Source organism: Streptomyces sp. NPDC060366, assembly GCF_042725135.1.
GTDB lineage: Bacteria > Actinomycetota > Actinomycetes > Streptomycetales > Streptomycetaceae > Streptomyces.
In genome coordinates this window covers 155,650-181,291 of the sequence record NZ_JBHXDC010000002.1, presented here as the reverse complement: position 1 = coordinate 181,291, position 25,642 = coordinate 155,650, and the positions used below count along the sequence as shown (strand labels likewise).

The 25,642-nt window shown below is 70.9% G+C and carries 17 protein-coding genes and 1 pseudogene; 14 read left to right on the top strand and 4 right to left on the bottom strand.

What is annotated here, in order from left to right:
- Positions 1–93 precede the first annotated feature (93 nt).
- The 3 genes from ACFWHU_RS05570 to ACFWHU_RS05560 all read right to left on the bottom strand — a co-directional run bounded on the left by ACFWHU_RS05570 (position 94) and on the right by ACFWHU_RS05560 (position 2,591).
- Entirely contained in the window at positions 94–1,140 is a 1,047-nt protein-coding gene (locus tag ACFWHU_RS05570; RefSeq protein ID WP_387224074.1) for a S66 peptidase family protein, read from the bottom strand.
- Between the two features lie 97 nt (positions 1,141–1,237).
- A complete protein-coding gene (locus ACFWHU_RS05565; RefSeq protein ID WP_387224073.1) occupies positions 1,238–1,894 on the bottom strand; it encodes an MBL fold metallo-hydrolase in 657 nt (218 codons plus the stop codon).
- A gap of 10 nt (positions 1,895–1,904) precedes the next feature.
- On the bottom strand, positions 1,905–2,591 hold the full coding sequence (locus ACFWHU_RS05560) for a maleylpyruvate isomerase family mycothiol-dependent enzyme (protein WP_385794795.1): 687 nt from the start codon (positions 2,589–2,591) through the stop codon (positions 1,905–1,907).
- Positions 2,592–2,819: 228 nt separating this feature from the next.
- Between ACFWHU_RS05560 and uvrA the strand changes: the two genes are divergently transcribed.
- The 4 genes from uvrA to ACFWHU_RS05540 all read left to right on the top strand — a co-directional run bounded on the left by uvrA (position 2,820) and on the right by ACFWHU_RS05540 (position 12,543).
- On the top strand, positions 2,820–5,807 hold the full coding sequence (gene uvrA / locus ACFWHU_RS05555; protein ID WP_385794792.1) for an excinuclease ABC subunit UvrA: 2,988 nt from the start codon (positions 2,820–2,822) through the stop codon (positions 5,805–5,807).
- Positions 5,808–5,906: 99 nt separating this feature from the next.
- Positions 5,907–6,158, top strand: a complete 252-nt coding sequence (locus ACFWHU_RS05550) for an acyl carrier protein (RefSeq protein WP_385794790.1) — start codon at positions 5,907–5,909, stop codon at positions 6,156–6,158.
- A gap of 31 nt (positions 6,159–6,189) precedes the next feature.
- The gene (locus ACFWHU_RS05545) at positions 6,190–7,818 is read left to right on the top strand and encodes an amino acid adenylation domain-containing protein (protein ID WP_387224072.1); all 1,629 of its coding nucleotides are present in this window, start codon (positions 6,190–6,192) and stop codon (positions 7,816–7,818) included.
- A 96-nt stretch (positions 7,819–7,914) separates the two neighbouring features.
- The gene (locus ACFWHU_RS05540; protein ID WP_387224071.1) at positions 7,915–12,543 is read left to right on the top strand and encodes an amino acid adenylation domain-containing protein; all 4,629 of its coding nucleotides are present in this window, start codon (positions 7,915–7,917) and stop codon (positions 12,541–12,543) included.
- On the opposite strand, the gene ACFWHU_RS05535 is transcribed toward ACFWHU_RS05540, so the two are convergent.
- Positions 12,491–13,420 carry a carbohydrate kinase gene (locus tag ACFWHU_RS05535; protein WP_387224070.1) on the bottom strand — a complete coding sequence of 310 codons (930 nt, stop codon included), beginning with the start codon at positions 13,418–13,420 and terminating at the stop codon, positions 12,491–12,493. The two genes, ACFWHU_RS05540 and ACFWHU_RS05535, sit on opposite strands and share 53 nt — an antisense overlap.
- Positions 13,421–13,551: 131 nt before the next feature.
- On the opposite strand from ACFWHU_RS05535, the gene ACFWHU_RS05530 reads away from it, so the two are divergent.
- The 10 genes and pseudogenes from ACFWHU_RS05530 (at position 13,552) to secG (ending at position 25,472) form a co-directional block, all read left to right on the top strand.
- Positions 13,552–13,980: a Rieske (2Fe-2S) protein gene (locus tag ACFWHU_RS05530; protein WP_385794783.1), complete on the top strand. Its 429-nt coding sequence runs from the start codon at positions 13,552–13,554 to the stop codon at positions 13,978–13,980.
- Positions 13,981–14,088: 108 nt separating this feature from the next.
- Positions 14,089–16,164 carry an excinuclease ABC subunit UvrC gene (uvrC, locus tag ACFWHU_RS05525; protein ID WP_387224069.1) on the top strand — a complete coding sequence of 692 codons (2,076 nt, stop codon included), beginning with the start codon at positions 14,089–14,091 and terminating at the stop codon, positions 16,162–16,164.
- On the top strand, positions 16,157–17,197 hold the full coding sequence (rapZ, locus tag ACFWHU_RS05520) for an RNase adapter RapZ (RefSeq protein ID WP_385794779.1): 1,041 nt from the start codon (positions 16,157–16,159) through the stop codon (positions 17,195–17,197). Before uvrC ends, rapZ begins: the two co-directional genes overlap by 8 nt.
- Positions 17,194–18,228 carry a uridine diphosphate-N-acetylglucosamine-binding protein YvcK gene (gene yvcK / locus ACFWHU_RS05515; RefSeq protein ID WP_385794777.1) on the top strand — a complete coding sequence of 345 codons (1,035 nt, stop codon included), beginning with the start codon at positions 17,194–17,196 and terminating at the stop codon, positions 18,226–18,228. Before rapZ ends, yvcK begins: the two co-directional genes overlap by 4 nt.
- Entirely contained in the window at positions 18,219–19,208 is a 990-nt protein-coding gene (gene whiA / locus ACFWHU_RS05510; RefSeq protein WP_023542507.1) for a DNA-binding protein WhiA, read from the top strand. The genes yvcK and whiA overlap by 10 nt, the downstream gene beginning before the upstream one ends.
- A gap of 188 nt (positions 19,209–19,396) precedes the next feature.
- A pseudogene (locus tag ACFWHU_RS05505) lies at positions 19,397–21,592 on the top strand (M14 family metallopeptidase); the annotation flags it as partial.
- A gap of 305 nt (positions 21,593–21,897) precedes the next feature.
- A complete protein-coding gene (gap, locus tag ACFWHU_RS05500; protein ID WP_385794775.1) occupies positions 21,898–22,902 on the top strand; it encodes a type I glyceraldehyde-3-phosphate dehydrogenase in 1,005 nt (334 codons plus the stop codon).
- Between the two features lie 158 nt (positions 22,903–23,060).
- Positions 23,061–24,272, top strand: a complete 1,212-nt coding sequence (locus ACFWHU_RS05495) for a phosphoglycerate kinase (RefSeq protein WP_387224068.1) — start codon at positions 23,061–23,063, stop codon at positions 24,270–24,272.
- A 7-nt stretch (positions 24,273–24,279) separates the two neighbouring features.
- Positions 24,280–25,080 carry a triose-phosphate isomerase gene (gene tpiA / locus ACFWHU_RS05490; protein WP_387224067.1) on the top strand — a complete coding sequence of 267 codons (801 nt, stop codon included), beginning with the start codon at positions 24,280–24,282 and terminating at the stop codon, positions 25,078–25,080.
- Positions 25,081–25,235: 155 nt separating this feature from the next.
- Positions 25,236–25,472, top strand: coding sequence for a preprotein translocase subunit SecG (gene secG / locus ACFWHU_RS05485; RefSeq protein ID WP_063889525.1), 237 nt, complete (start codon positions 25,236–25,238; stop codon positions 25,470–25,472).
- Positions 25,473–25,642 lie beyond the last annotated feature (170 nt).

Genomic DNA, 25,642 nt, shown 5'->3' with positions numbered 1-25,642 from the left:
GGGACACGACGTACGAGAGACACATCGACCGGGGCGAGTGGCGACAGCCGCTCGCCCCGGTTCCGTGCGCCGGGTTCTTGTGGCGGTTCCCGGTCAGTACGTGACGGTGATCCGCCGGGCGGGCCCGTCCACCCGCGCCGTGCCGCCGTACGGAATGACCAGCTGCGGATCGGTGTGCCCGAAGTCCACGTCGAGGACGGCCATCGTGTCGGGGGCGTAGGTGTCCAGCGCCCGTACCACCGCCGCGCGCTGGTCCCGTGCGTACGCCGCGGACTCCTCCGGGCTGTTCCGCCGCTCCAGGGACCAGGTCTTGGGCCGTCCCATCAGGAGCGCCGGGAAGCGCCGCAGCAGCCCGCGCTCGCCCATGTTCCGCAGGATCCGGAAGACCTCGTCGGCGCTCGGCAGCTCCTCCGACGTCTCAAGCAGCAGCACACAGCCGTCGTACGCGGCGAGGTCGCCCCGGATCTCCCGGTCCGCCGTCAGCAGCCCGGACAGGGTCTCCAGATTGCCGCCCCAGGTCCGGCCCTCCACCACCCGCTCGGGCCCGTGCACCGTCCATCCCGCGCCCGGCCGGGTCTCGGGCTCGGCGAGGAAGGTCGCCGGGTCGGCCCAGTCGCGGTCGACGTCGCGGAAGCGCGCGGCGGGAGTCAGCTCGAACGGCCCCGAGGTGAAGAGCGCGGCGCGCAGCGACGCCTCCGTAAGAGGATCCATCGCGCCGGGCCGGCCCAGCTCGCACATCACGCTTCCTCCGTGGAAGGCGACGATCCCGGTGTTCCAGAGGTACGCCAGCAGATTGGTGTTGTCGCTGTAGCCGAAGAACGGCTTGGGGCAGGCGCGGATCAACTCGCGGTCCAGCAGCGGCAGTACGGTGATCTCGTCGTCCCCGCCGATGCTCGCGATGACCGCCTTGACCGTCGGGTCCGCGAAGGCGGCGTGGATGTCGTCGGCCCGCTCGCGCGGCGTCGACCCCATCTTCCGCGTCGCCGGATACTCGACGGGCACCAGACCGAAGTCCTTCTCCAGCCGGGTCAGGCCCAGTTCGTACGGGAGCGGGAGCAGGCCCGGAAGGCCGGACGAGGGGGAGAGCACGGCGATCCGGTCGCCGGGGCGGGGCTTGGCGGGATAGGTGAGCGGCTGCATGCCACCGGAGCGTAACGAGGGCCACGCCCCGCGGGCAGCCGGTTTTCCGTGGGACGGGTGGCCGGAGGGGCATCCCCGCCGGCCGGGTGCGTCCGTCCTACCAGCCGCGTTCGCGCCAGGCCGGCAGCTGCGGGCGTTCGGCGCCGAGTGTGGTGTCGTCGCCGTGTCCGGGATAGACCCAGGTCTCGTCCGGCAGCCGGTCGAAGAGCTTCGTCTCGACGTCGTTGATCAGACTGGCGAAGGCTTCCGGGTCCTGGTGGGTGTTGCCCACGCCGCCGGGGAAGAGGCAGTCGCCGGTGAAGAGGTGCGGGTGCCCGTGCGGGTCGTCGTAGACCAGGGCGATGGAGCCCGGCGTATGACCGACGAGATGGCGGGCGGTCAGCTCGATGCGTCCGACCCGGATCGTGTCGCCGTCCTCGACCGGGACCTCGGTCGGGACCGGGATCCCCTCGGCGTCGTACCGGCCGGCGTACGTCACCGCGCCGGTGGCGGCCACGATCTCCGCCAGTGCCTGCCAGTGGTCGCCGTGCCGGTGCGTGGTGACGACGGACGCGATGCCGTCGTCACCGATCAGCGTCAGCAGCGTGGCGGCGTCGTTCGCCGCGTCGATCAGCAGCTGTTCGCCGGTGGTCCGACAGCGCAGCAGATAGGCGTTGTTGTTCATCGGGCCGACGGCGACCTTGGAGATCATCAGGTCCGTCAACTCGTGCACATCGGCCGGTCCGTCGAGCTTCACGGCTCCGCTGTAAGTCATACGACCCAGCCTATAGCGGGGGCAGTACGAGCAGTGTGGCGTCCGACGTCTTGAGCGCCGACCCGTCGCGGCGGCCGGCGAGCCAGCCCATGAGGTCGGGCGCGGGGCCGGTGACGGTGGCCGGGGTGCCGTCGGCGCGGCCGGTGCGCCAGGTGTGTCCGTCGGGCGTGGTCAGGGACAGCGGCGGCACGTCCGCGTGACCGGCGAAGCGCTCGGTCAGGAAGTCGATCTCGCGGTGGACGAATTCGACGGAGAGGTCTTCGAGTTCCAGGCCGATACCCAGGTCGACATGGTGGAGCTCGACCTCGACGAGCCTGCGGAACGGGACCCGGGCGGCCACGTCCGTCACACCGTTGCGGAGCGCGACCGTTCGGGTCCAGTCGGCGGGGACGGCGGCCACCCGCCGGAAGCGGTCGGCCGTGGCGCGTACGTCGGCGAGGTGCACGTCGAGCGGCCGGGGGCCGTCGCGCTCGATGTCGGCGTCGCGGGTGACCGCGTCCGGGTACATCGGCCGTCCCTCGAGGACATTGACCAGTGCGTCACTGTTCCTGGCGAGATGGGCCAGTACATGACCACGGCTCCAGCCCGGCAGCCGTGACGCCTCGGCGACGGAGGCGTTGTCCAGTCGGGCGGCCGCGGTGAGAAGCCGCTCGGTCGCTTCGCGTAGCGATTCCAGGTCGCGCACATGATCGAGCATGAGGCCGACGATAGCCCCACCACTCCTTCGGGTGAAGGTGACGACCAGCGGCCGTAAATCGAATGCGCGTGCTATAAGCTCGTCGGAGGCATCCTGGTAGGGAGCCCTCGCAGCCCGGTGCCCCAGTGACCCGGGTCTCTCCGTCCAGCAGTCCATCGCTCTGGCGACCCCCATTACTCTGGAACGGGGGCTCCGCCCCTGCTTCTCTCTAGAAAGGTGCGGACCGGCGTGGCCGACCGTCTCATCGTCCGTGGCGCTCGCGAACACAATCTCAAGAACGTCTCGCTCGACCTCCCCCGTGACTCCCTGATCGTCTTCACCGGGCTCTCCGGGTCGGGCAAGTCCTCCCTCGCGTTCGACACGATCTTCGCCGAGGGACAGCGTCGCTATGTCGAGTCGCTGTCCTCCTACGCCCGGCAGTTCCTCGGCCAGATGGACAAGCCCGACGTCGACTTCATCGAGGGCCTCTCACCGGCCGTCTCCATCGACCAGAAGTCCACGTCCCGCAACCCCCGGTCGACGGTCGGCACGATCACCGAGGTCTACGACTACCTCCGGCTGCTCTTCGCCCGCATCGGCAAGCCGCACTGCCCCGAGTGCGGCCGGCCGATCGCCCGCCAGTCGCCGCAGGCCATCGTCGACAAGGTCCTGGAGCTGCCCGAGGGCAGCCGCTTCCAGGTGCTGTCGCCGCTGATCAGGGAGCGCAAGGGCGAGTTCGTCGACCTGTTCTCGGACCTCCAGACCAAGGGGTACAGCCGGGCCCGCGTCGACGGGCAGACCATCCAGCTCAGCGAGCCGCCGAAGCTCAAGAAGCAGGAGAAGCACACCATCGAGGTGGTCGTCGACCGCCTCACGGTGAAGGGCAGCGCCAAGCGCAGGCTGACCGACTCGGTCGAGACCGCGCTCGGGCTCTCCGGCGGCATGGTGGTCCTGGACTTCGTCGACCTCCCGGAGGACGACCCCGAGCGCGAGCGGATGTACTCGGAGCATCTGTACTGCCCGTACGACGACCTGTCCTTCGAGGAGCTGGAGCCCCGCTCCTTCTCCTTCAACTCGCCCTTCGGCGCCTGCCCGGACTGCACCGGCATCGGCACCCGCATGGAGGTCGACGCGGAGCTGATCGTCCCCGACGAGGAGAAGTCGCTCGACGAGGGCGCGATCCACCCCTGGTCGCACGGCCACACGAAGGAGTACTTCGGCCGGATGATCGGCGGGCTGGCGCAGGCCGTCGGTTTCCGTACGGACATCCCGTGGGCCGGACTGCCGCAGCGCGCGAAGAAGGCCCTGCTGTACGGCCACAAGACCCAGGTCGAGGTGCGGTACAGGAACAGGTACGGCCGCGAGCGGGCGTACACGACCCCCTCCTTCGAGGGCGCCGTCTCCTTCGTCAAGCGGCGGCACTCGGAGGCGGAGAGCGACACCAGCAGGGAGCGCTTCGAGGGCTACATGCGCGAGGTGCCCTGCCCGACGTGCCACGGCACCCGCCTCAAGCCGCTCGTCCTCGCGGTCACGGTCATGGACAGGTCCATCGCCGACATCTCCGCGATGTCGATCAGCGAGTGCGCCGACTTCCTCGGCAAGATGACGCTGAACGCCAGGGACAAGAAGATCGCCGAGCGGGTCCTCAAGGAGGTCAACGAACGGCTGAGGTTCCTGGTCGACGTCGGCCTGGACTATCTCTCGCTCAACCGCGCGGCCGGCACCCTCTCCGGCGGCGAGGCACAGCGCATCCGGCTCGCCACACAGATCGGCTCCGGTCTGGTCGGCGTCCTCTACGTGCTGGACGAGCCGTCCATCGGTCTCCACCAGCGTGACAACCACCGGCTGATCGAGACCCTCATCCGGCTGCGCGACATGGGCAACACCCTGATCGTCGTGGAGCACGACGAGGACACCATCAAGGTGGCCGACTGGATCGTCGACATCGGCCCCGGCGCGGGTGAGCACGGCGGCAAGGTCGTCCACTCCGGTCCCTTGAAGGGGCTCCTGGACAACGAGGAGTCGATCACCGGGCAGTACCTCGCCCGGAAGAAGGCCATCCCGACGCCGGACGTCCGCAGGCCGGTCGACCCTGGGCGCGGGCTCACCGTCCACGGCGCGCGGGAGAACAACCTGCGGGACATCGACGTGTCGTTCCCGCTCGGCCTGTTCACCGCGGTCACGGGTGTCTCCGGATCCGGCAAGTCGACCCTGGTCAACGACATCCTCTACATGCACCTGGCCCGTGAGCTGAACGGCGCCAAGTCGGTGCCGGGTCGCCACACGCGGGTCGACGGGGACGACCTGGTCGACAAGGTCGTGCATGTCGACCAGTCGCCCATCGGCCGTACGCCCCGGTCCAACCCGGCCACGTACACCGGCGTCTTCGACCATGTGCGCAAGCTCTTCGCCGAGACGATGGAGGCGAAGGTCCGCGGCTATCTGCCGGGACGCTTCTCCTTCAACGTCAAGGGCGGCCGCTGCGAGAACTGCGCGGGCGACGGCACGATCAAGATCGAGATGAACTTCCTGCCGGACGTGTACGTCCCGTGCGAGGTCTGCCACGGAGCGCGCTACAACCGGGAGACCCTGGAGGTCCACTACAAGGGCAAGTCCATCGCCGAGGTGCTGGACATGCCCATCGAGGAGGGGCTCGACTTCTTCGAGGCCGTCCCGACGATCTCGCGCCATCTCAAGACGCTCAACGAGGTGGGTCTGGGCTATGTGCGGCTCGGGCAGTCCGCGCCGACCCTCTCGGGCGGCGAGGCGCAGCGCGTGAAGCTGGCCAGCGAGCTCCAGAAGCGGTCCACGGGCCGCACGGTGTACGTGCTGGACGAGCCCACCACCGGTCTCCACTTCGACGACATCAGCAAGCTGATCACGGTGCTGTCGGGGCTGGTCGACAAGGGCAACACGGTGATCGTCATCGAGCACAATCTCGATGTCATCAAGACGGCGGACTGGGTCGTCGACATGGGTCCCGAAGGCGGCAGCGGCGGCGGGCTGGTCGTCGCCGAGGGCACACCGGAGCAGGTGGCCGGAGTGGCGACCAGCCACACCGGCAAGTTCCTCCGGGAGATCCTGGACGCGGAGCGGATCAGCGACGCGGCCTCCTCCGGCCGGACGAAGTCACCGGCCCGCAGGACGGCGGCGAAGAAGACCGCGGCCAGCACGGCGAAGTCCGTGACGAGCGCGGCCCCGGCCAAGAAGACGGCCGCGCGGTCCCGTAAGTCCTGACCCGGACGGGCCGAGGTGTCGCCGTGCGGCGCCTCGGCCCGACTCACGCGCCAGATCTGGGTCAGAATGGGCACCTTCCATCAATCGGCAGGATGAGAGATGAAGGTGTCCGAGCAGCAGCACGGCGACAGCGACTCCGTCGTCCGGATCATGGCAGAGGTCCTCGGAGCCGATGAGTTGAAGCCCTCCGACAGCTTCTACGACTTCGGCGGCACGTCCCTCCAAGCGGTACGAATATGCACCCGCGTGAAGAGAGAGCTGGGCATAAGGGTCTCTCCCGACACGGTCTTCGACAGTGACACGGTCGCCGACTTCACCGCCGCCGTGATCGCCCGCGGCGAAGCCGTCTGACGGGGACGGGGACCGACTTCTCATGTCGCGCATGTCCCGCTCGTCCCGCACCCCCGATGTGCGGCTCATCCACGGGGCCGTCGCGTCGCAGGCCGGGCTCCGGCCGGACGCCACGGCACTCGTCTTCGAAGGCCGGCGCGTCAGCTACCGGACGCTCGACCTGGCGGCGGAGGCGTACGCCGTGGAACTCGGCCGCCTCGGTGTCGGCCCCGGACAGCTGGTGCCCGTCCTGCTGCCACGCTCGCCGCGGTTGGTGGCCGTGCTCCTCGCCGTACTCAAACTCGGCGCCGCCTACGCGGCGCTGGATCCGAAACTGCCCGCCGACCGGCTGCGAACGGTGCTCGGCATGCTGGCGCCGCCCGTCGTGGTGGGTCCGCCGGCAGCCGTGAACCCGCCGAACGGCGCGGACGGCGACGGCCGCACCGTATGGAGTCCGCCCGACGAGGAGCTGAGCGAGGCGGCCGTACGGGCGCCGGACCCGGGCTCCGCGACCACGGAGGCGGAGGTGGACGGGGCCGCGCCTGCCACCGTGTTCTTCACCTCGGGCACGACCGGCACTCCCAAGGGCGTGCTCTCCCCGCACCGCGCCACCACCCGGCTCTTCGGCGCGCGCAGCTTCGCCGACTTCGGCCCCGGCCGCGTGATGCCCCAGGCCGCCCCCGTCTCCTGGGACGCGTTCACCCTCGAACTGTGGAGCATGCTGACCACCGGCGGCACGGTCGTGCTCATCGACGGCGACTACTTCCTCCCCGACGACCTGGCCGAACTCGTCCGGTCCACGGGCCTCGACACCGTCTGGCTCACCGCCGCACTCTTCAACCTCTTCGTGGACGAGGACCCCGACTGCTTCACCGGACTGCGCCAGGTCCTCACCGGCGGCGAGCGGCTCTCCGCCCCGCACATCCGGTCCTTCCTCGCCCGCCACCCGGGGATCACGCTGCTCAACGGCTACGGCCCGGTCGAGTGCTGCGTCTTCGTCACCACCCACCGGATCCGACCTGCCGACTGCGAGGCCGAGTACGGCATCCCGCTCGGCACGGCGGTCCCCGGCACCGCGATTCACATCCTCGACGGCGCCCGCGAGGTCCCGTCCGGCGCGCTCGGCGAGATCTGTGTCTCCGGGGAGGGCCTGGCCGACGGCTACCTCGGCAACGAGCGGGCCACGGCGGAGGGTTTCGCCACATTCGACCCCGGCACCGGCCCCCGGAGGGTCTACCGCACCGGCGATCTCGGCAGGCTGGACGGCGACGGGGTGCTGCACTTCCACGGCCGCGCCGACCGGCAGATCAAGATCGCCGGGCACCGCGTCGAGCCGGCCGAGACGGAGGCCGCGGCCCTGCGGCTGCCAGGGATCCGCGAGTGCGCCGTGCTTCCCGTGGCAGGTGGGAGCGGTGCGTTCGAGCGTCTCGCCATGTTCTACACGGAGGAACCGCTCGCCGGGACGCGACCGTTCAGGGAGACGCGACCGCCCGTCGAGGCGGACGGAACCGGTGACGGTGCGGCCGGCGGCGGTGCCGCGGAGCCGGACGCCGTAAGGAAAGCGCTCTCGGCCGTGCTGCCGCGCGCCCAGGTGCCGGACGAGGTGCGGCGCATCACCTCCTTCCCCCGGACGCCCAACGGAAAGATCGACATCGCCGCTCTGTTGGACCTGCCGGGCTGAGCGACGCATGATCGGTGTCTGAATATCGCCGTACCGGCCTCCTCCGCCACCCCCCAGAGGTCCGTCCCAGTCGTTCGCACCACGAAGCGAGAAGCGATGGAACCGCGTACCTATCCGATGTCGTTCGAGCAGGAGTCGATCTGGCTCAACGACCAGTACCAGCAGGGCACGTCCCGCTATCTGGAGTCGTGGGTCCACCGGCTGCGGGGGCCCCTCGACATCGTTGCCGTCGAAGCCGCGCTGACCGGCATCGTGGCCCGGCACGAGGCCCTGCGCAGCCGGCTGACGCTGGTGGACGGCAGCCCGCGACAGATCGTCGTGCCGCCGATGCGGATCCCCGTCGACGTACGGCGAATCACGGCGGACGAGCGGGAGACGGCGCTGAGGGAGGCGGTCACCCGGCAGACGGACCTCGCCGAACCGCCTTTGCTGAAGGCCACGTTGCTGGTGACGGCCGGCGGGGCCGGCGGTACCGGCGGGACGGGCGGGACGGGCGGGGCCGACGGAGTCGGCGGGGATTGCGGCGAACCGCTCGTGGGCGGCGACGGTGAGTCCGTACTCGCCGTCGCGATCCACCACGCCGTGATCGACGGCTGGTGCTTCAGCCTCCTCGACCAGGAGTTCAGCGAGCTCTACCGCGCCGAGACCGAGCGCAGGACGCCGCGGCTGCCCGAACTGCCCGTCCAGTCGGGGCCGTACGCCCGGCGCCAGCGGAACACCGGCGGCGAGCACCGCGCGCGGCTGGTCGAGCACTGGCGGGGCGAACTGGCGGGCGCGCCCGACGAGTCGTCCTTCCCCGCCGACCGGCAGCGCCCGCCGGCCCTGAGCCACCACGGCGGTCAGGTCGAGTTCGCGATAGACGCCGCCACGGGATCGCTGATACGCGCTCTCGCCGCCCGCCTGCGGACGACACGCTTCGTGGTGCTGGCCGCCGCGCTGACCGCGCTGATCGGCCGGCACAGCGGCCAGGAGGACCTGGTCATCGGCACGCCGGTGTCGCGCCGCGACGAGCCGGAGATCGAGGACCTGATCGCCTGTCTCACCGATGTGCTGCCGCTGCGCGGACGGCCGCGCCACGACCGGTCGTTCACGGACCTGGTCGTGGAGATGAAGCAGCACGTCAGATCGGCCGTCCGGCACAAGGACGTGCCGTACAGCCATCTGGTGCGCGAGCTGGGCGTCGAGCGCACGCTCAGCCGGTTCCCGCTGTTCCAGGTGGTGTTCGCGGTCGACGACGCGCCCCCGTCGGCGCTGACCCTGCCCGGCGTCGAGGCCGAGCGCATCCAGGTGCACGGCGGCACCGCCAAGTACGACGTGTTCCTGCACCTGGTGCCCGACGGCGACGGGTACCGGGGTCGGTGGGAGTACTCCGCCGACCTCTTCGACCACGCGACGGCCGAGCGCCTGGCGGCCCGGTTCCGTACGCTCGTCGCCGACGCCGTCGCCCGCCCGGAGACCGCGCTCCAGGACCTGGCGGTCATGCCGGCCGACGAGGAACGCCGGATGCTCACCGAGTGGGCGCACGGCGCGCCGCCGGCGTCCGAAGTGCCGCTCGTGCACGAGGCGTTCGCGCGCTCGGCCCGGCTGACACCGCAGGCGCCCGCCGTCGTCGTGCGGGGGCGGACCCTGTCGTACGCGGAGCTGGACGCCGCCGCCGACCGGGTCGCCGCGCTGCTCGTCGCGCGGGGCGCCGTACGCCGCCCCGTCGGCGTCTGCGTGGAGCGGACTGAGTACCTGCCGGTGGCGGTTCTCGGGGTGCTGAAGGCGGGCGGCAGCTGTGTGCCGATCGACCCGGAGCATCCGGCCGAGCGGATCGCGTTCACGGTGCGGGACAGCGGGATCGACGTCCTGCTCACCCAGCGGCGGTGCCGGCCGGACGAACTGCCCGCGGGCGTCGAGACGTTGCTCATCGACGGCCTGCCGGACGGCCTGCCGGACGAGCCGGTGGCCCCGGTCGCGCCGGTCGTTCCGGTGGGCGCCGACGACCTCGTGTACGTCATCTACACCTCGGGCTCGACGGGGGAGCCCAAGGGCGTCGCCATGGAGCACGGCCCGCTGGCCAACCTGGTCGAGTGGCAGCGCCGCAGGTCGGCGACGGGCCCGGACACCCGCGTGGGGGCGCGCACGCTTCAGTTCGCGCCCCTGGGCTTCGACGTCGCCTTCCAGGAGATCTTCGCCACCTGGGCGGCGGGCGGCGCGCTCGTCCTCGTGGACGAACAGGTCCGCAGGGACCCGCACCAACTGCTCGACCTGATCGCGGCGGAGCGGATCGAGCGGCTGTTCCTGCCGTTCGTCGCCTTGCAGCAACTGGTGGAGTACGCGTGCGCCACCGGCCGGCGCTGCGACTCTCTCAAGGAGGTGCTCACGGCGGGCGAACAGCTCCATGTCACGCCCGCGCTGCGGCAGTTCTTCGGCTCGCTCACCTCCGCCACCCTGGAGAACCAGTACGGCCCCTCCGAGACACACGTCGTGACGGCGGACCGCCTCGGCCCCGACCCGGCCTCCTGGCCGGATCTGCCGAGCATCGGACGGCCCGTCGACGGTGCGACCGTCCTGCTGCTGGACGAGTGGCTGCGGCCGGTGCCGGCGGGCGCCGTGGGGGAGATCTGCGTGGGCGGGCCGGTGGTCGCCCGCGGCTATGTGGGACGCCCGGAGCTGACCGCCGAGAAGTTCGTGGCGGGCGATGTTCCGGGCACCGGCACCGGCACCGGCGCGAAATCGGAGGGCAGCCGGTTCTACCGCACCGGTGACCTGGCCCGGCTGCTGCCCGACGGCCGGATCCAGTACCTCGGCCGCAGCGACGGCCAGGTCAAGATCCGCGGCCACCGGGTGGAGACCGGCGAGGTGGAGGCCGCCGTACGCGCCCAGCCCGGCGTGGCCGACGCTGCCGTCGTGGCCCAGGACCTCGGCCCGGGAGCCGGGAAGCGGCTCCTCGCCTACTACATCGCCGGTGACCGGCGTCCGGCCGGGCCAGAGGAGATACGGCGGGAGCTGCGCACCCGGCTGCCCGACCCGCTGGTCCCGGCGCGCTGCATACCGGTCGACCGCTTCCCGCTCACGCCGAGCGGCAAGGTGGACCGCGCGGCGCTCGCCCTGACAGGCCGGAGCGACGGCCAGGGCGACGGGGACGGCGGGAGCGACACCGAGCGGGCCGTCGCCGCGCCGCGTACCGCCACGCAGGAGCGGATCGCGCACCTGTGGTCGGAGCTGCTCGGCCCCGTCCCCGGCCCCATCGGCGTGCACGACGACTTCTTCACGCTCGGCGGCGACTCCCTGCTGGCGACCCGGCTCGTCCTCGCGCTCCGGGAGGAGCTGGACGTACAGGTGCCGCTGCGTTCGGTCTTCACCTCACCCACCGTCGCGGGCCTCGCCGCACTCGTGGACGACGCCGGGCGGACGACGCGGAACCCCGATCTCGGCGGTGACATCCGGCTCGACCCCGACATCGTTGCCGCGGACGACGTCCGCACCGTAGTCCCCAACCCGGAACACGTATTCCTCACCGGCGCCACCGGCTTCCTCGGCGCCTTCCTACTGAGGGAACTGCTGCGACGGACCGACGCCACCGTCCACTGTCTGGTCCGCGGCAGCGACCGGCCGAACGCCGAGAAACGGCTGCGCTCCGCCCGTGAGTCCTACGGCCTCACAGACCCCTCGACCGAGCACCGCGTCACCGTCGTCACCGGTGATCTCGCCCGGCCCCGACTCGGCCTGTCCACCGCCGACTTCGACCGGCTCGCCCGCACCGTGGACGCCGTCTACCACGCCGGGGCCGCCGTCAATCTGGTCTTCTCCTACGAACAGTTGAGAGACGCGAACGTCCACGGCACGCAGGAGATCCTGCGGCTGGCCGCCCTCCACCGCACCGTGCCCGTCCACCACGTCTCGACCGTCGGTGTGTACGGAGGCGGGGCCGGGAGCCCGTACGGCGCCGGAGAGGGGCCGGGCCGCCCCGTACGCCCCCAGGACCCGACCGGACCGCCCGGCGCACTGGAGCACGGCTACACGCAGAGCAAATGGGCCGCGGAACGGCTCGTCGAGGCCGCGCGCGCCCGGGGGCTGCCCGTCTCCGTCTACCGGCCGACCCGGATCACCGGCGACTCGACCACCGGGGTCTGCCAGACGGGCGACTTCATGTGGCTGCTGCTCAAGGGCTGCCTCCAGGCGGGCGTGGCCCCGTCGGACGTCGACACGGCGTTCGACCTCGTGCCGGTGGACTACGTCAGCTCCGCCGTGGTGGCGCTCTCGCGGCAACCCCGGTCGGCGGGGCGGACCTTCCACATCGCGGGGGAGCGCCCGCTGCGCATGGACACCGCCGTGACGCGGCTGCGCGCACTGGGCCACGCCGTCAAGGACGTACCGGCCGCCGACTGGCTCGCCGCCACCGAGGCGGATTCCGGCAACGCCGCCTTCCCGCTGCTCGCGGCCATGGCGGCCGAGACACGCGGCGGAGGCTCGGAGGGCAGCGCGCTCTTCGACGCGGGGGACACAAGGCGTGCGCTGGAGGGCACCGGCATCGTCTGCCGCGACATCGACGACGAGCTCTTCCGCACCTACGTGGAGTACTTCACCCGCACGGGATTCCTGCCGCCACCGGCCGTCCACAGCGCCGGCGGCCCGTCCCCGGCTCCGAAGGCGAGGCCACAGCCGGCCCCGGCCCCGCCGTCTCCCGCTACGACAGCTCGTCCTCATAAGGAGGCTCAGCGCCGGTGCGGGAGCAGGTGACGGCGGCGGCGCGTGCGGCGAAGCCGAGGATGTCCCGCCAGCTCTCCGTGCCGAGCGTCTCCAGCGCGCGCTCGGACAGGGCGTCGAGGGCGGCCAGCCTGTGCAGCAGCGCCGCGTTCACCGTGTCGCCCGCGCCGATCGTGTCGACGACGTCCACCGGGGCGGCGGGTACCGAGATCTCCGCCCCGGCCCGTGTCCGTACGGTCAGTCCGTCGCCGCCCCGCGTCAGCACCACGGCCGCCGGACCGCGTGGCACACCCCCGAGCCACCGCGCGTCCTCCTCGGAGAGCTTCAGGAGCGACACGTACGGCAGCCACCGCGCGAAACGCGCGCGGTAGGCGTCGGCGTCGGGGATCACCGGTGGCCGGATGTTCGGGTCGAGCAGGGTGAAGACCCCGCGGTCCGCCTCTCGTCGCAGCAGCGCCTCGTAGGCGCTCGCGCCCGGTTCGAGCACGAGCGAACAGGTGCCCAGGGCGAGTGCCCTTGCCGACGGCGGCAGTTGGGCCGGGAGCTCGAACAGCCGGTCGGCGGTGCCCTGCGCGTAGAAGCCGTAGCCGGCCGAACCGTCGCTTCCCAGGGAGGCGACGGCGAGCGTCGTCGGTTCGGGGCCGCGCTGTACGAGGGAGGTGTCGACGCGCGCCGACCGCAGACCGTCCAGCAGGGCCGTTCCGAAGCCGTCCGTGGAGACGCGCGAGCAGAAGGCGGTCCGGGCGCCGAGCCGGCCGAGGGCGACGGCGGTGTTGTACGGGCCGCCGCCGAGCCGGGGCAGCAGGGCAGGCAGCGGGCCCCCGGCCGCACCGCCCGGCCCCTCTGCCGGATCCGCGGCGGCCGTCCGCGGCACCAGGTCGATCAGGGCCTCTCCGGCGACGACGATCACGCCGCCGAACGTAACCCATCGTTGCCGCGTACGACAGCGTGTGCGCGGGCCTGGCGACACCGGAGGACTGCGCCGCGACCGCCCTGGGTAGGGTCGGGCGCAGTGCCGTCCTTCTGACCAGTGGAGGCTCCATGCCCGCCCGGCCCACCCCCCGTCGCACCGTCCTGAAGGGGGTCGCACTGGCAGGTGCGGCCGGGGCAGGCGTCGCCGCCTGTTCCACCGAGTCGGAGCTGGGTCAGGCCGAGCAGCCGACCCCGACGGCCCCGGTCGACCTCGGCGCGGCCGACGCGGTGCCGGTCGGCGGCGTCAAGCACTACCGCGAGGAGCGCCTGGTGGTGAGCTGTCCCGCCGAGGGCCAGTACAAGGCGTTCAGCGCCCAGTGCACCCACGCGGGCTGTGCGCTCGACAAGGTGGAGGGCACGGAGGGCAACTGCCCCTGCCACGGCAGCCGGTTCGACGTCACGACGGGCGAGGCGACGAAGGGCCCGGCGACCGTCCCGCTGCCCGAGGTGCCGATCACCGTCAAGGACGGCAGGCTCGTCGCGGGCCCCGACGCCTGACGCCCGTCACCGGCCCTCCCCGAAACACCCCCGGCGCACCCCCGCGACACCCCCTCGCCCCCACCCGGCGCGGCCGGACTGTCCGTGCCCGCAAGTAGGGTGGAGGACATGGCCGACCCCTCCAGCTACCGCCCCAAGCCGGGACAGATCCCCGACTCCCCGGGGGTCTACAAATTCCGCGACGATCACCGCCGGGTGATCTACGTCGGGAAGGCCAAGAGCCTGCGCCCCCGGCTCTCCAGCTACTTCCAGGACCTCGCGAATCTGCACCCGCGCACCCGCACGATGGTCACCACGGCGGCGTCCGTCGAGTGGACCGTCGTCTCCACCGAGGTCGAGGCGCTCCAGCTGGAGTACTCGTGGATCAAGGAGTACGACCCCCGGTTCAACGTCAAGTACCGCGACGACAAGAGCTACCCGTATCTCGCGGTCACGCTGAACGAGGAGTTCCCGCGCGTGCAGGTGCTGCGCGGCGCCAAGAAGAAGGGCGTGCGCTACTTCGGTCCGTACGGCCACGCGTGGGCCATCCGCGAGACCGTCGACCTGATGCTCCGGGTCTTTCCCGTACGGACCTGCTCCGCCGGGGTGTTCAAGAACGCGGAGCGCACCGGACGCCCCTGCCTCCTCGGCTACATCGGCAAGTGCTCGGCGCCCTGCGTCGGCCGCGTCACCCCGGACGAGCACCGTGAACTGGCCGAAGAGTTCTGCGACTTCATGGCCGGGCGCACCGGCGCCTACATCCGCCGTCTGGAGCAGCGGATGGCGATCGCCGCCGAGGACATGGAGTACGAGAAGGCGGGCCGGCTGCGCGACGACATAGGGGCGCTGCGCCGGGCGATGGAGAAGAGCGCCGTCGTCCTCGCGGACGCGACCGACGCCGATCTGATCGCCGTCGCCGAGGACGAACTGGAAGCGGCCGTACAGATCTTCCACGTCCGCGGCGGACGCGTCCGCGGCCAGCGCGGCTGGGTCACCGACAAGGTCGAGGCGGTCGACACGGCGGGTCTCGTCGAGCACGCGCTCCAGCAGCTGTACGGAGAGGAGACCGGCGACTCCGTTCCCAAGGAGGTGCTCGTTCCCGCCCTGCCGGAGGATCCGCTGGCGACAGAGGCGCTCGGCCTGTGGCTGAGCGAGCGCCGGGGCTCGCAGGTGTCGCTGCGCATCCCGCAGCGCGGTGACAAGAAGGACCTGATGGCGACGGTGGGGCGCAACGCCCGGCAGTCCCTCGTCCTGCACAAGACGAAGCGGGCGAGCGACCTCACGACGCGCTCCCGCGCGCTGGAGGAGATCGCCGGGGCGCTCGGGCTGGACAGTGTGCCGCTGCGTATCGAGTGCTTCGACATCTCGCACCTCCAGGGTGACGACGTCGTCGCCTCGATGGTCGTCTTCGAGGACGGCCTCGCCCGCAAGGGCGAGTACCGCCGCTTCCAGATCAAGGGCTTCGAGGGCCAGGACGACGTCCGCTCCATGCACGAGGTGATCGGCCGGCGCTTCAAGCGCTACCTCGCCGAGAAGGAGCGGACGGGGGAATGGACGGAGGAGGAAGAGGGGCCCGCCGACGAGGACCCGACCTCACCCGCCGAGAACGGTGAGAACGGCGAGAGCGAAGAGAACGGCCGAAACGGCCGGTCCGGGCCGGCCCTGAAGGACGACGACGGCAGGCCCAAGCGCTTCGCCTACCCGCCCCAGCTGGTCGTCGTCGACGGCGGGCAGCCCCAGGTCGCCGCCGCCAAGCGCGCCATGGACGAGCTGGGCATCGACGACGTAGCCGTCTGCGGCCTCGCCAAGCGCCTCGAAGAGGTCTGGCTGCCCGATGACGACGACCCCGTGGTGCTGCCCCGCTCCAGCGAGGGCCTGTACCTCCTGCAGCGCGTACGTGACGAGGCGCACCGCTTCGCGATCACCTATCAGCGGGCCAAACGGGCCAAACGCATCCGAACCAGCCCGCTGGACGACGTCCCCGGCCTCGGCGAGACCCGGAAGCAGGCACTCATCAAGCATTTCGGCTCGGTGAAGAAGCTCCGGCAGGCCACAATCGAGCAGATCTGTGAGGTGCCGGGGCTCGGCCGCAAGACGGCCGAGTCCGTGGCCGTGGCCCTCGCCCAGGCGGCACCCGCCGCGCCCGCTGTGAACACGGCGACAGGAGAGATCATGGAAGACGACGGGGGCAGCACGCATGACTGAGCGAGACCGGGACGGAGTGGCAGACGTGAGCACGGGTGAGCCCAAGGAGGCCGCGGAGGTGGCGGCCGAGAAAACCGGCGGGGAGACCACCGGGGCGACCGCGGGGGAGTCCACCGGGGGGACCGACACGACGGGCGGCCCCGCCGTCCCCGAAGGGACCGCCCCCGAGCCCGCCATCCCCGAGCTGGTGATCATCTCCGGTATGTCGGGAGCGGGCCGCAGCACGGCCGCCAAGTGCCTCGAGGACCTCGGCTGGTTCGTCGTGGACAACCTGCCGCCCGCGCTGATCCCCACGATGGTGGAGCTCGGCGCCCGCTCGCAGGGCAACGTGGCGCGGATCGCCGTCGTCGTCGACGTCCGGGGCCGTCGCTTCTTCGACAACCTGCGTGAGTCCCTGGCCGACCTCGACGCCAAGCAGGTGACCCGGCGGATCGTGTTCCTGGAGTCCTCCGACGAGGCCCTGGTCCGCCGCTTCGAGTCCGTACGCCGTCCGCACCCCCTTCAGGGTGACGGCCGGATCGTCGACGGCATCGAGGCCGAGCGCGACCTGCTGCGCGAGCTGCGCGGCGACGCCGACCTGGTGATCGACACCTCCAGCCTCAACGTCCACGAGCTGCGCGCCAAGATGGACGCCCAGTTCGCCGGCGACGAGGAGCCGGAGCTGCGGGCCACTGTCATGTCGTTCGGCTACAAGTACGGCCTGCCGGTCGACGCCGACCTCGTCGTCGACTGCCGCTTCCTGCCCAACCCGCACTGGGTCCCGGAGCTGCGCCCCTTCACCGGCCTCAACGAGGAGGTGTCCGGCTATGTCTTCAACCAGCCGGGCGCCAAGGAGTTCCTCGACCGCTACACGGAGCTGCTGGAGCTGATCGCCACCGGCTACCGCCGCGAGGGGAAGCGCTATGTGACCGTCGCCGTGGGCTGCACCGGCGGCAAGCACCGCTCCGTCGCCATGTCGGAGAAGCTCGGCGCCCGGCTGGCCGCCGAGGGAATGGAGACCGTGGTCGTCCACCGGGACATGGGGCGCGAGTGACCGGACGCAACTTCCGGCTGCGTCGGCTGCGCAGGGCCGCACCGGCGCTGGCCGGGCGTGGGCGCGGCGCCCAGCCCAAGGTGGTCGCGCTCGGCGGCGGCATGGGCCTGTCGGCCTCCCTGACGGCGCTGCGCCGGATCACCGGCGACCTCACGGCGGTCGTCACGGTCGCCGACGACGGCGGCTCCAGCGGCCGCCTCCGCGAGGAGCTGGGCGTGCTGCCGCCCGGCGATCTGCGCAAGGCGCTGGCCGCGCTGTGCGGCGACGACGACTGGGGCCAGACCTGGGCCCGGGTCATCCAGCACCGCTTCCAGTCCAAGGGCGACCTGCACGAGCACGCGGTCGGCAATCTGCTGATCGTCGCCCTCTGGGAACAGCTCGGTGACCACGTCCTGGCCCTGGACCTGGTCGGCAAGCTCCTCGGCGCCCACGGCAGGGTGCTGCCGATGTCGGCGGTGCCGCTGGAGCTCCAGGCGCTCGTACGGGGCCACGACCCGGCCCGCCCGGACGACATAGAGACCGTACGGGGACAGGCCACGGTCGCCCTGACCCGCGGCGAGGTGCAGTCCGTGCATCTCGTGCCGAACGACCCGCCGGCGGTCCCCGAGGCCGTCGCCGCGGTCCTCGACGCCGACTGGGTGGTGCTCGGCCCGGGCTCCTGGTTCTCCTCCGTGATCCCCCATCTGCTGGTGCCCGAGCTGCTCGACGCGCTCGTCGAGACGAAGGCCCGCCGGGTCCTCTCACTGAACCTCGCGCCGCAACCCGGTGAAACCGATGGCTTCTCACCGCAGCGTCATTTGGAGGTTTTGGGACGACACGCCCCTAAACTCGCCCTGGACGTGGTGCTTGCCGACGAGGCCGCCGTGCCCGACAGCGAATCACTCTCCGATGCCGCGAAGCGGCTCGGTGCCGCGGTCGAGCTGGCTCCCGTGGCCCGGCCGGATGGAGTTCCGAAGCATGACCCGGAGCTGTTGGCCGCCGCGTACGACCGTATTTTTCGGATGCATGGAAGGATCGGCCCATGGCGATGACGGCAGCGGTGAAGGACGAGATCGCCCGGCTTCCCGTCACCCGTACGTGCTGCAGGAAGGCCGAAGTCTCGGCGATTCTCCGGTTCGCGGGTGGTCTCCACCTCGTGAGCGGACGCATTGTGATCGAGGCGGAGCTGGACACCAGCATCGCCGCGCGCCGGCTCCGCAAGGACATCCTGGAGATCTTCGGGCACAACTCGGAGCTCGTGGTGATGGCCCCCGGCGGACTCCGCCGCGGCAGCCGCTACGTCGTACGGGTGATTACCGGCGGTGACCAGCTGGCCCGCCAGACCGGTCTGGTCGACGGCCGTGGCCGGCCGATCCGCGGACTGCCTCCCCAGGTGGTCTCCGGCGCGACCTGCGACGCCGAGGCGGCCTGGCGGGGCGCGTTCCTCGCGCACGGCTCGCTCACCGAGCCGGGGCGCTCCTCCTCGCTGGAGGTGACCTGCCCGGGGCCGGAGGCGGCCCTGGCGCTGGTCGGCGCGGCCCGCAGACTCCAGATCCCGTCCAAGGCGCGCGAGGTGCGTGGTGTGGACCGGGTCGTCGTACGGGACGGGGACGCGATCGGGGCACTGCTGACGCGGCTCGGGGCGCACGAGTCGGTGCTGGCGTGGGAGGAGCGGCGGATGCGCCGCGAGGTCCGCGCGACGGCCAACCGTCTCGCCAACTTCGACGACGCGAACCTGCGCCGCTCGGCCCGCGCGGCCGTGGCGGCCGGGGCCCGGGTGCAGCGGGCGCTGGAGATCCTGGGCGAGGAGGTGCCCGAGCACCTCGCCGCCGCCGGCCGGCTGCGGATGGAGCACAAGCAGGCGTCGCTGGAGGAGCTGGGCGCGCTCGCCGACCCGGCGCTCACCAAGGACGCGGTGGCGGGACGGATCCGCAGGCTGCTGGCCATGGCGGACAAGAAGGCGCAGGACCTGGGCATTCCGGGGACCGAGTCGACGCTGTCGGAGGAGATGGCGGACGGCCTCGTCGGCTGACCCGCCTCCTCCGTACAGAGGATGTGTCGCGCTCGGACCACGGTGCGCCGATGTGCCGCTGCCGGTACCCCACGGGGGCCGACAGCGGCCTTTCTCATGACCCTGACGCGCTCTTGACATGATCATGCTGCTTGGCGAGCCTGACGGCGTCCCGTCACGCCTGTGACGGACCACGCCAAGGGGGGCACATGAGACGCGGAGCGAGATCGATACTCGCGGCGGGCGCACTGTTGCTGGGCGGAATGACGGCGGCGCCCGGCGCCCAGGCCGAGACCGCCGCCGAGAAATCCCCGGCCTCGGCCGCGGACACCCTGAAGGTCTTCGACGCCGAGGTCACCGCCGAGCAGGTGCCACTGCTCCTCGCGGCCGGCCAGGACGCCCACGAACTGGGCGAGTCCGTCCCGCCCGGCGGCAGGGCGAAGGTCCAGCTGTTCCTCACCGACGACCAGGCACGCGATCTGGAGAACCGGGGCGTCGGGGTCACCGAGCGGACGATCTCCCCGCAGGCGCAATCCCGGCTCAAGGCCGCCCGGGACGGCGTCTACCGCCCGTACTCGGGTCCGGGCAATCTCCAGGAGGAGATACGGGAGACCGCCGCGGCCCACCCGGGACTCACCAAGGTCGTCTCCATCGGCAAGACGATCCAGGGCAAGGACATCCTCGCCCTCAAGCTCACCAAGGGCGCGGCGAGGAGCAAGGACGGCGCCAAGCCCTCCGTGCTCTACATGTCCAACCAGCACGCCAGGGAGTGGATCACTCCCGAGATGACGCGGCGGCTGATGCACCACTATCTGGACAGCTACGGCAAGGACCGGCGGATAACGAAGATCGTCGACTCCACCGAGCTGTGGTTCGTCCTGTCGGCCAACCCCGACGGCTACGACTGGACCCACGCCGCCGACGCCAACCGCCTCTGGCGCAAGAACCTGCGTGACGTCAACGGCGACGGCGTCATCGCCCGCGGCGACGGCATCGACCTCAACCGGAACTTCACCTACAAGTGGGGCTACGACAACGAGGGTTCGTCCCCGCAGTCCACCGGTGAGACCTACCGGGGCGCCTCGCCCGGCTCCGAGCCCGAGACCCGGGCGATCGACGGCCTCCAGAAGCGCATCGGGTTCGACTACGGCATCAACTACCACTCCGCCGCCGAACTGCTCCTCTACGGCGTGGGATGGCAGGTCGCCACCCCGACCCCCGACGACATCCTCTACCGGTCGCTCGCCGGCACCCCCGAGAACTCCGCCGTCCCCGGCTACTACCCGCAGGTCTCCTCCGAGCTGTACACCACCAACGGCGAGGCCGACGGACACGGCGCCAACGTCAACGGGATCATGATGTTCACCCCGGAGATGACCACCTGCGAGACGGTGTCCGACAGCATCCCGGGCGACGCCTGGGAGGCGGACGACTGCCGCTCCGGCTTCAACTTCCCCGACGACGAGAAGCTGATCCAGGCGGAGTTCGCCAAGAACATCCCCTTCGCGCTCTCCGTCGCCGAGACCGCCGCCCACCCCGACCAGCCGTCGTCCCCGGTCGGCCTGAGCGCCCCCGACTTCACCCCCGACACCTTCACCACCTCCTACGCGCGCGGCGCCGACCAGGAAGTCGCCGTCACGGCCCGCAAGTCGCTGCGTGACAAGGAGCTGAACTACCGCGTCAACGGCGGCCGGTCGCACGACGAGAAGCTCCGTGCCTGGAAGGGCGGCGAGACCTACGGCGGCGAGGACAACCTCCACTTCGACGAGTACCGCGCCGAGGTCGAGGACGCCGACCCGGGCGACCGCGTCGAGGTCTGGTTCACCGGCCGGACGAAGGGCGGCAAGCGCACCACCAGCGAGCGCTTCACCTACACCGTCGCCGAGCGCCCCAGGGCCGACACCCTCGTCGTCGCCGAGGAGGGCGCGCCCGCGCAGTACGCGCAGGCATACGTCGACGCGCTGCGGGCCAACGGCCGTACCGCCACGGTCTGGGACGTCGCCGAACAGGGCGCACCGCACCACCTGGGCGTCCTGAACCACTTCTCCACCGTCGTCCACCACACCGGCGCCGTCGCCCCGGGCGGCGACACCCAACTGGCCGTCCGTGACTACCTCAACGAGGGCGGCAAGCTGATCGAGGCGGGCGAGCAGGCAGGCGGCAACGCGCAGGTCGGCCGGACCCGTACGAACGACTTCAGCCAGTACTACCTCGGCGCGTACGGGCGGACCTCCACGGCCGGCGCCACCGCCTTCACGGGGGCGGGCGCGCTCCTCGGGACGTCGGGACCGCTCGGCGCGGTGCCCGGCAACCCACTGGACCAGGCCGGTGTGTACACCGTCACCTCCTCCGTCCTCGCCCCGGACCTCTTCCCGTACTTCGCGAGCGCGGCGGCCGGGACGTACGACACCGGGACCGGCGCGGCGGCGGTCACCACGAAGGACACCGTCCTGCTCGGCTTCGGGCTGGAACAGATCACGGACGCGGAGCGGCGCGCGGCGCTGCTCGGGAAGGCGCTGCGGGCCCTGCGCGGCTGACCGCGCCCACGCCGCCCCGTACCGCTACCGGGCGGTACGGGGCGGCGCCGGTCCCCACCGCCCGGTCGATGTCACCGCCGCGTCCGGGGGGAGGTAGGGTCATAAGTGGTCGGGGACATCCCATACGCACTCGCCGGCGTCGAAACCCGGCGTACCAACGAGGAGATCGGTTCGTGACGATCCGCGTAGGCATCAACGGCTTTGGCCGCATCGGTCGCAGCTACTTCCGCGCGCTGCTGGAGCAGGGTGCCGACATCGAGATCGTGGCTGTCAACGACCTGGGTGACACCGCGACCACCGCTCATCTGCTGAAGTACGACACCATCATGGGTCGCCTCAAGGCAGAGGTGAGCCACACCGCCGACACGATCACGGTCGACGGCAAGACGTTCAAGGTGCTCTCCGAGCGCAACCCGGCCGACATCCCCTGGGGTGAGCTGGGCGTCGACATCGTCGTCGAGTCGACCGGCATCTTCACCAAGAAGGCCGACGCCGAGAAGCACATCGCGGGCGGCGCCAAGAAGGTCCTCATCTCGGCTCCGGCCAAGGACGAGGACATCACCATCGTGATGGGCGTCAACCACGACAAGTACGACGCGGCCAGCCACCACGTCATCTCCAACGCCTCCTGCACCACCAACTGTGTGGCGCCGATGGCCAAGGTTCTCCTGGAGAACTTCGGCATCGTCAAGGGCCTGATGACGACGGTCCACGCGTACACCAACGACCAGCGCATCCTGGACTTCCCGCACAAGGACCTGCGCCGCGCCCGTGCCGCCGCCGAGAACATCATTCCGACCACCACGGGTGCCGCCAAGGCGACCGCCCTGGTGATCCCGGAGCTCGAGGGCAAGCTCGACGGCATCGCGATGCGCGTCCCGGTCCCGACGGGCTCCGTCACCGACCTGGTCGTCGAGCTGGAGCGCGAGGTGACCAAGGACGAGGTCAACGCCGCGTTCCAGAAGGCCGCCGAGGGTCAGCTCAAGGGTCTGCTGGACTACACCGAGGACCCGATCGTCTCCTCGGACATCGTCAACTGGCCGGCCTCCTGCACCTTCGACGCCTCCCTGACCCTGGTCCAGGGCAAGAGCGTGAAGATCATCGGCTGGTACGACAATGAGTGGGGCTACTCCAACCGGCTGGTCGACCTGACCACCTTCGTCGGCGGTCAGCTCTGACGCCGGTCCGGTAGGCAACTCCCGATGTGAACGACAGGGCTCGTGCGGCGCGACGTGGCGCTGACCGGGCCCTGTCGTCTGTGTGCTGTGTGTGCTCGCTCTTCTGTGTGCTCGCTACGTCGCGGGACGTGGAGCCGCTCTCAAGGAGTCACTGATACATGAAGACGATCGACGAACTTCTCGACGAAGGGGTCGCCGGCAAGCGCGTCTTCGTCCGGGCCGACCTCAACGTGCCGCTCGACGGCACCACCATCACGGACGACGGCCGGATCCGCGCGGTGCTGCCGACCGTCGCCAGGCTCGCCGAGGCCGGCGCCCGGGTGATCGTGGCGTCCCACCTCGGCCGCCCGAAGGGCGCGCCCGACCCCGCCTTCTCGTTGGCCCCCGCCGCCGCTCGTCTGGGTGAACTCCTGGGCGCCGACGTCGCGTTCGCGACCGACACCGTCGGCGACTCCGCGAAGGCCGTCGTCGCCGGGCTCGGGGACGGACAGGTCGCCGTCATCGAGAACCTGCGCTTCAACGCCGGTGAGACGTCGAAGGACGACGCCGAGCGCGGCGCCTTCGCCGACCGGCTCGCCGAACTCGCCGACCTCTACGTCGGCGACGGCTTCGGCGCCGTGCACCGCAAGCACGCCTCTGTCTTCGACCTGCCGGCCCGGCTGCCGCACGCGGCGGGCGGTCTGATCGCCACCGAGGTCGGTGTGCTCAAGAAGCTCACCGAGGACGTCAAGCGCCCGTACGTGGTCGTCCTCGGCGGCGCCAAGGTCTCCGACAAGCTCGGGGTCATCGACCATCTCCTGGAGAAGGCCGACCGCATCCTGATCGGCGGCGGCATGGCGTACACCTTCCTCAAGGCCCAGGGCCACGAGGTCGGCGCCTCGCTGCTCCAGGAGGACCAGATCCCGGCGGTCCAGGAGTATCTGAAGCGCGCCGACGAGCGGGGCGTGGAGTTCGTCCTGCCGGTCGACGTACTCGTCGCGCCCTCCTTCCCGGACCTGAAGACGAAGGCGCCGGCCAACCCGGAGACCGTCGCCGTCGACGCCATCCCCGCCGGTCAGATGGGTCTGGACAGCGGTCCGCGGACCAACCTGCTCTACGCGTCGAAGCTCGCCGACGCGGCGACCGTCTTCTGGAACGGCCCCATGGGTGTCTTCGAGCACCCCGACTACGCCGAGGGCACGCGGGCCGTCGCCCAGGCCCTGATCGACTCCGACGCCTTCACTGTCGTCGGTGGCGGCGACTCCGCCGCCGCCGTCCGGATCCTCGGATTCGACGAAAACGCATTCGGCCACATTTCGACCGGTGGCGGCGCGAGCCTCGAATACCTCGAAGGCAAGACGCTTCCCGGCCTCGCCGCACTGGAGGACTGACCTACTGATGGCAGCTGCAACCCCGACCGAGAAGAACGCCCGGACCCCGCTGATGGCGGGCAACTGGAAGATGAACCTCAACCACCTCGAGGCCATCGCGCACGTCCAGAAGCTCGCCTTCGCCCTGAGTGACAAGGACCACGACGCGGTCGAGACGGCCGTCCTGGTGCCGTTCACCGATCTGCGCTCCGTACAGACGCTGGTCGACGGCGACAAGCTCAAGATCAAGTACGGCGCCCAGGACATCTCCTCGCACGACTCCGGCGCGTACACCGGCGAGGTCTCCGGGCCGATGCTGGCCAAGCTGAAGTGCACGTACGTGGCCGTCGGCCACAGCGAGCGCCGTCAGTACCACGCCGAGACCGACGAGCTGTGCAACCAGAAGGTGCGGGCCGCCTACAAGCACGGGCTGACCCCGATCCTGTGCATCGGCGAGGGTCTGGACGTCCGCAAGGCCGGCGAGCAGGTCCCGTACACGCTCGCGCAGCTCGACGGCGGCCTCAAGGACATCCCGGCCGACCAGGCCGAGTCCGTCGTGATCGCGTACGAGCCGGTGTGGGCCATCGGCACCGGCGAGGTCGCCACCCCCGAGGACGCGCAGGAGGTGTGCGGAGCGATCCGCGCCCGGCTCGCGGAGCTGTACTCCCAGGAGCTGGCCGATCAGGTGCGCATTCAGTACGGCGGCTCGGTGAAGTCCGGGAATGTCGCCGCGATCATGGCGCAGCCGGACGTGGACGGCGCCCTTGTCGGCGGTGCGGCGCTGGACGCCGAGGAGTTCGTCAAGATCGTCAGGTTCCGCGACCAGTAAGTATGCGACGGCGCGGATCCGTCGTACCCTGACGGGGGCCGAGTCGGCATCTCACACATGCCGCCGGCCCCCGTTGTCCATTACGGTCCTGTTCAATTCGGTTCAATACCGAATCAAATTGATTTCGAGAGAATTCCGGAAAGTAGGGTCCAGCCGTGATTATGGGGTTCTCGATCGCCCTGATCGTCTTCAGCCTGCTGCTGATGCTGCTGGTGCTGATGCACAAGGGGAAGGGCGGCGGTCTCTCCGACATGTTCGGCGGCGGTATGCAGTCGTCCGTCGGTGGTTCCTCGGTCGCCGAGCGCAACCTCGACCGCATCACCATCGTGGTCGGTATGGGATGGTTCGCCTGCATTGTCGTGCTTGGCCTGCTGATGAAGCTGGACAACTGACCAGTCGTACGGTACGGCGCCGGGGGCGCGGCCTATCATGAGGCCCTGCGTCCCGGCGGTGGGGGTGTAACTCCACTCACTGGACGCGCGTTGGGCCATACGTAGACTGGGGCGCTCGACAGCGGAGCTGCCTCTCGACGCTTGATGCTTGCGGCACCATTCACGCAGGG

Bases quoted from the DNA above. Each gene is read 5' to 3' on its own strand.
- ACFWHU_RS05570 (WP_387224074.1), bottom strand. From the start codon at position 1,140: ATGCAGCCGCTCACCTATCCCGCCAAGCCCCGCCCCGGCGACCGGATC.
- ACFWHU_RS05565 (WP_387224073.1), bottom strand. From the start codon at position 1,894: ATGACTTACAGCGGAGCCGTGAAGCTCGACGGACCGGCCGATGTGCAC.
- ACFWHU_RS05560 (WP_385794795.1), bottom strand. From the start codon at position 2,591: ATGCTCGATCATGTGCGCGACCTGGAATCGCTACGCGAAGCGACCGAG.
- ACFWHU_RS05550 (WP_385794790.1), top strand. From the start codon at position 5,907: ATGAAGGTGTCCGAGCAGCAGCACGGCGACAGCGACTCCGTCGTCCGG.
- ACFWHU_RS05545 (WP_387224072.1), top strand. From the start codon at position 6,190: ATGTCCCGCTCGTCCCGCACCCCCGATGTGCGGCTCATCCACGGGGCC.
- ACFWHU_RS05540 (WP_387224071.1), top strand. From the start codon at position 7,915: ATGGAACCGCGTACCTATCCGATGTCGTTCGAGCAGGAGTCGATCTGG.
- ACFWHU_RS05530 (WP_385794783.1), top strand. From the start codon at position 13,552: ATGCCCGCCCGGCCCACCCCCCGTCGCACCGTCCTGAAGGGGGTCGCA.
- uvrC (WP_387224069.1), top strand. From the start codon at position 14,089: ATGGCCGACCCCTCCAGCTACCGCCCCAAGCCGGGACAGATCCCCGAC.
- rapZ (WP_385794779.1), top strand. From the start codon at position 16,157: ATGACTGAGCGAGACCGGGACGGAGTGGCAGACGTGAGCACGGGTGAG.
- whiA (WP_023542507.1), top strand. From the start codon at position 18,219: ATGGCGATGACGGCAGCGGTGAAGGACGAGATCGCCCGGCTTCCCGTC.
- ACFWHU_RS05495 (WP_387224068.1), top strand. From the start codon at position 23,061: ATGAAGACGATCGACGAACTTCTCGACGAAGGGGTCGCCGGCAAGCGC.
- tpiA (WP_387224067.1), top strand. From the start codon at position 24,280: ATGGCAGCTGCAACCCCGACCGAGAAGAACGCCCGGACCCCGCTGATG.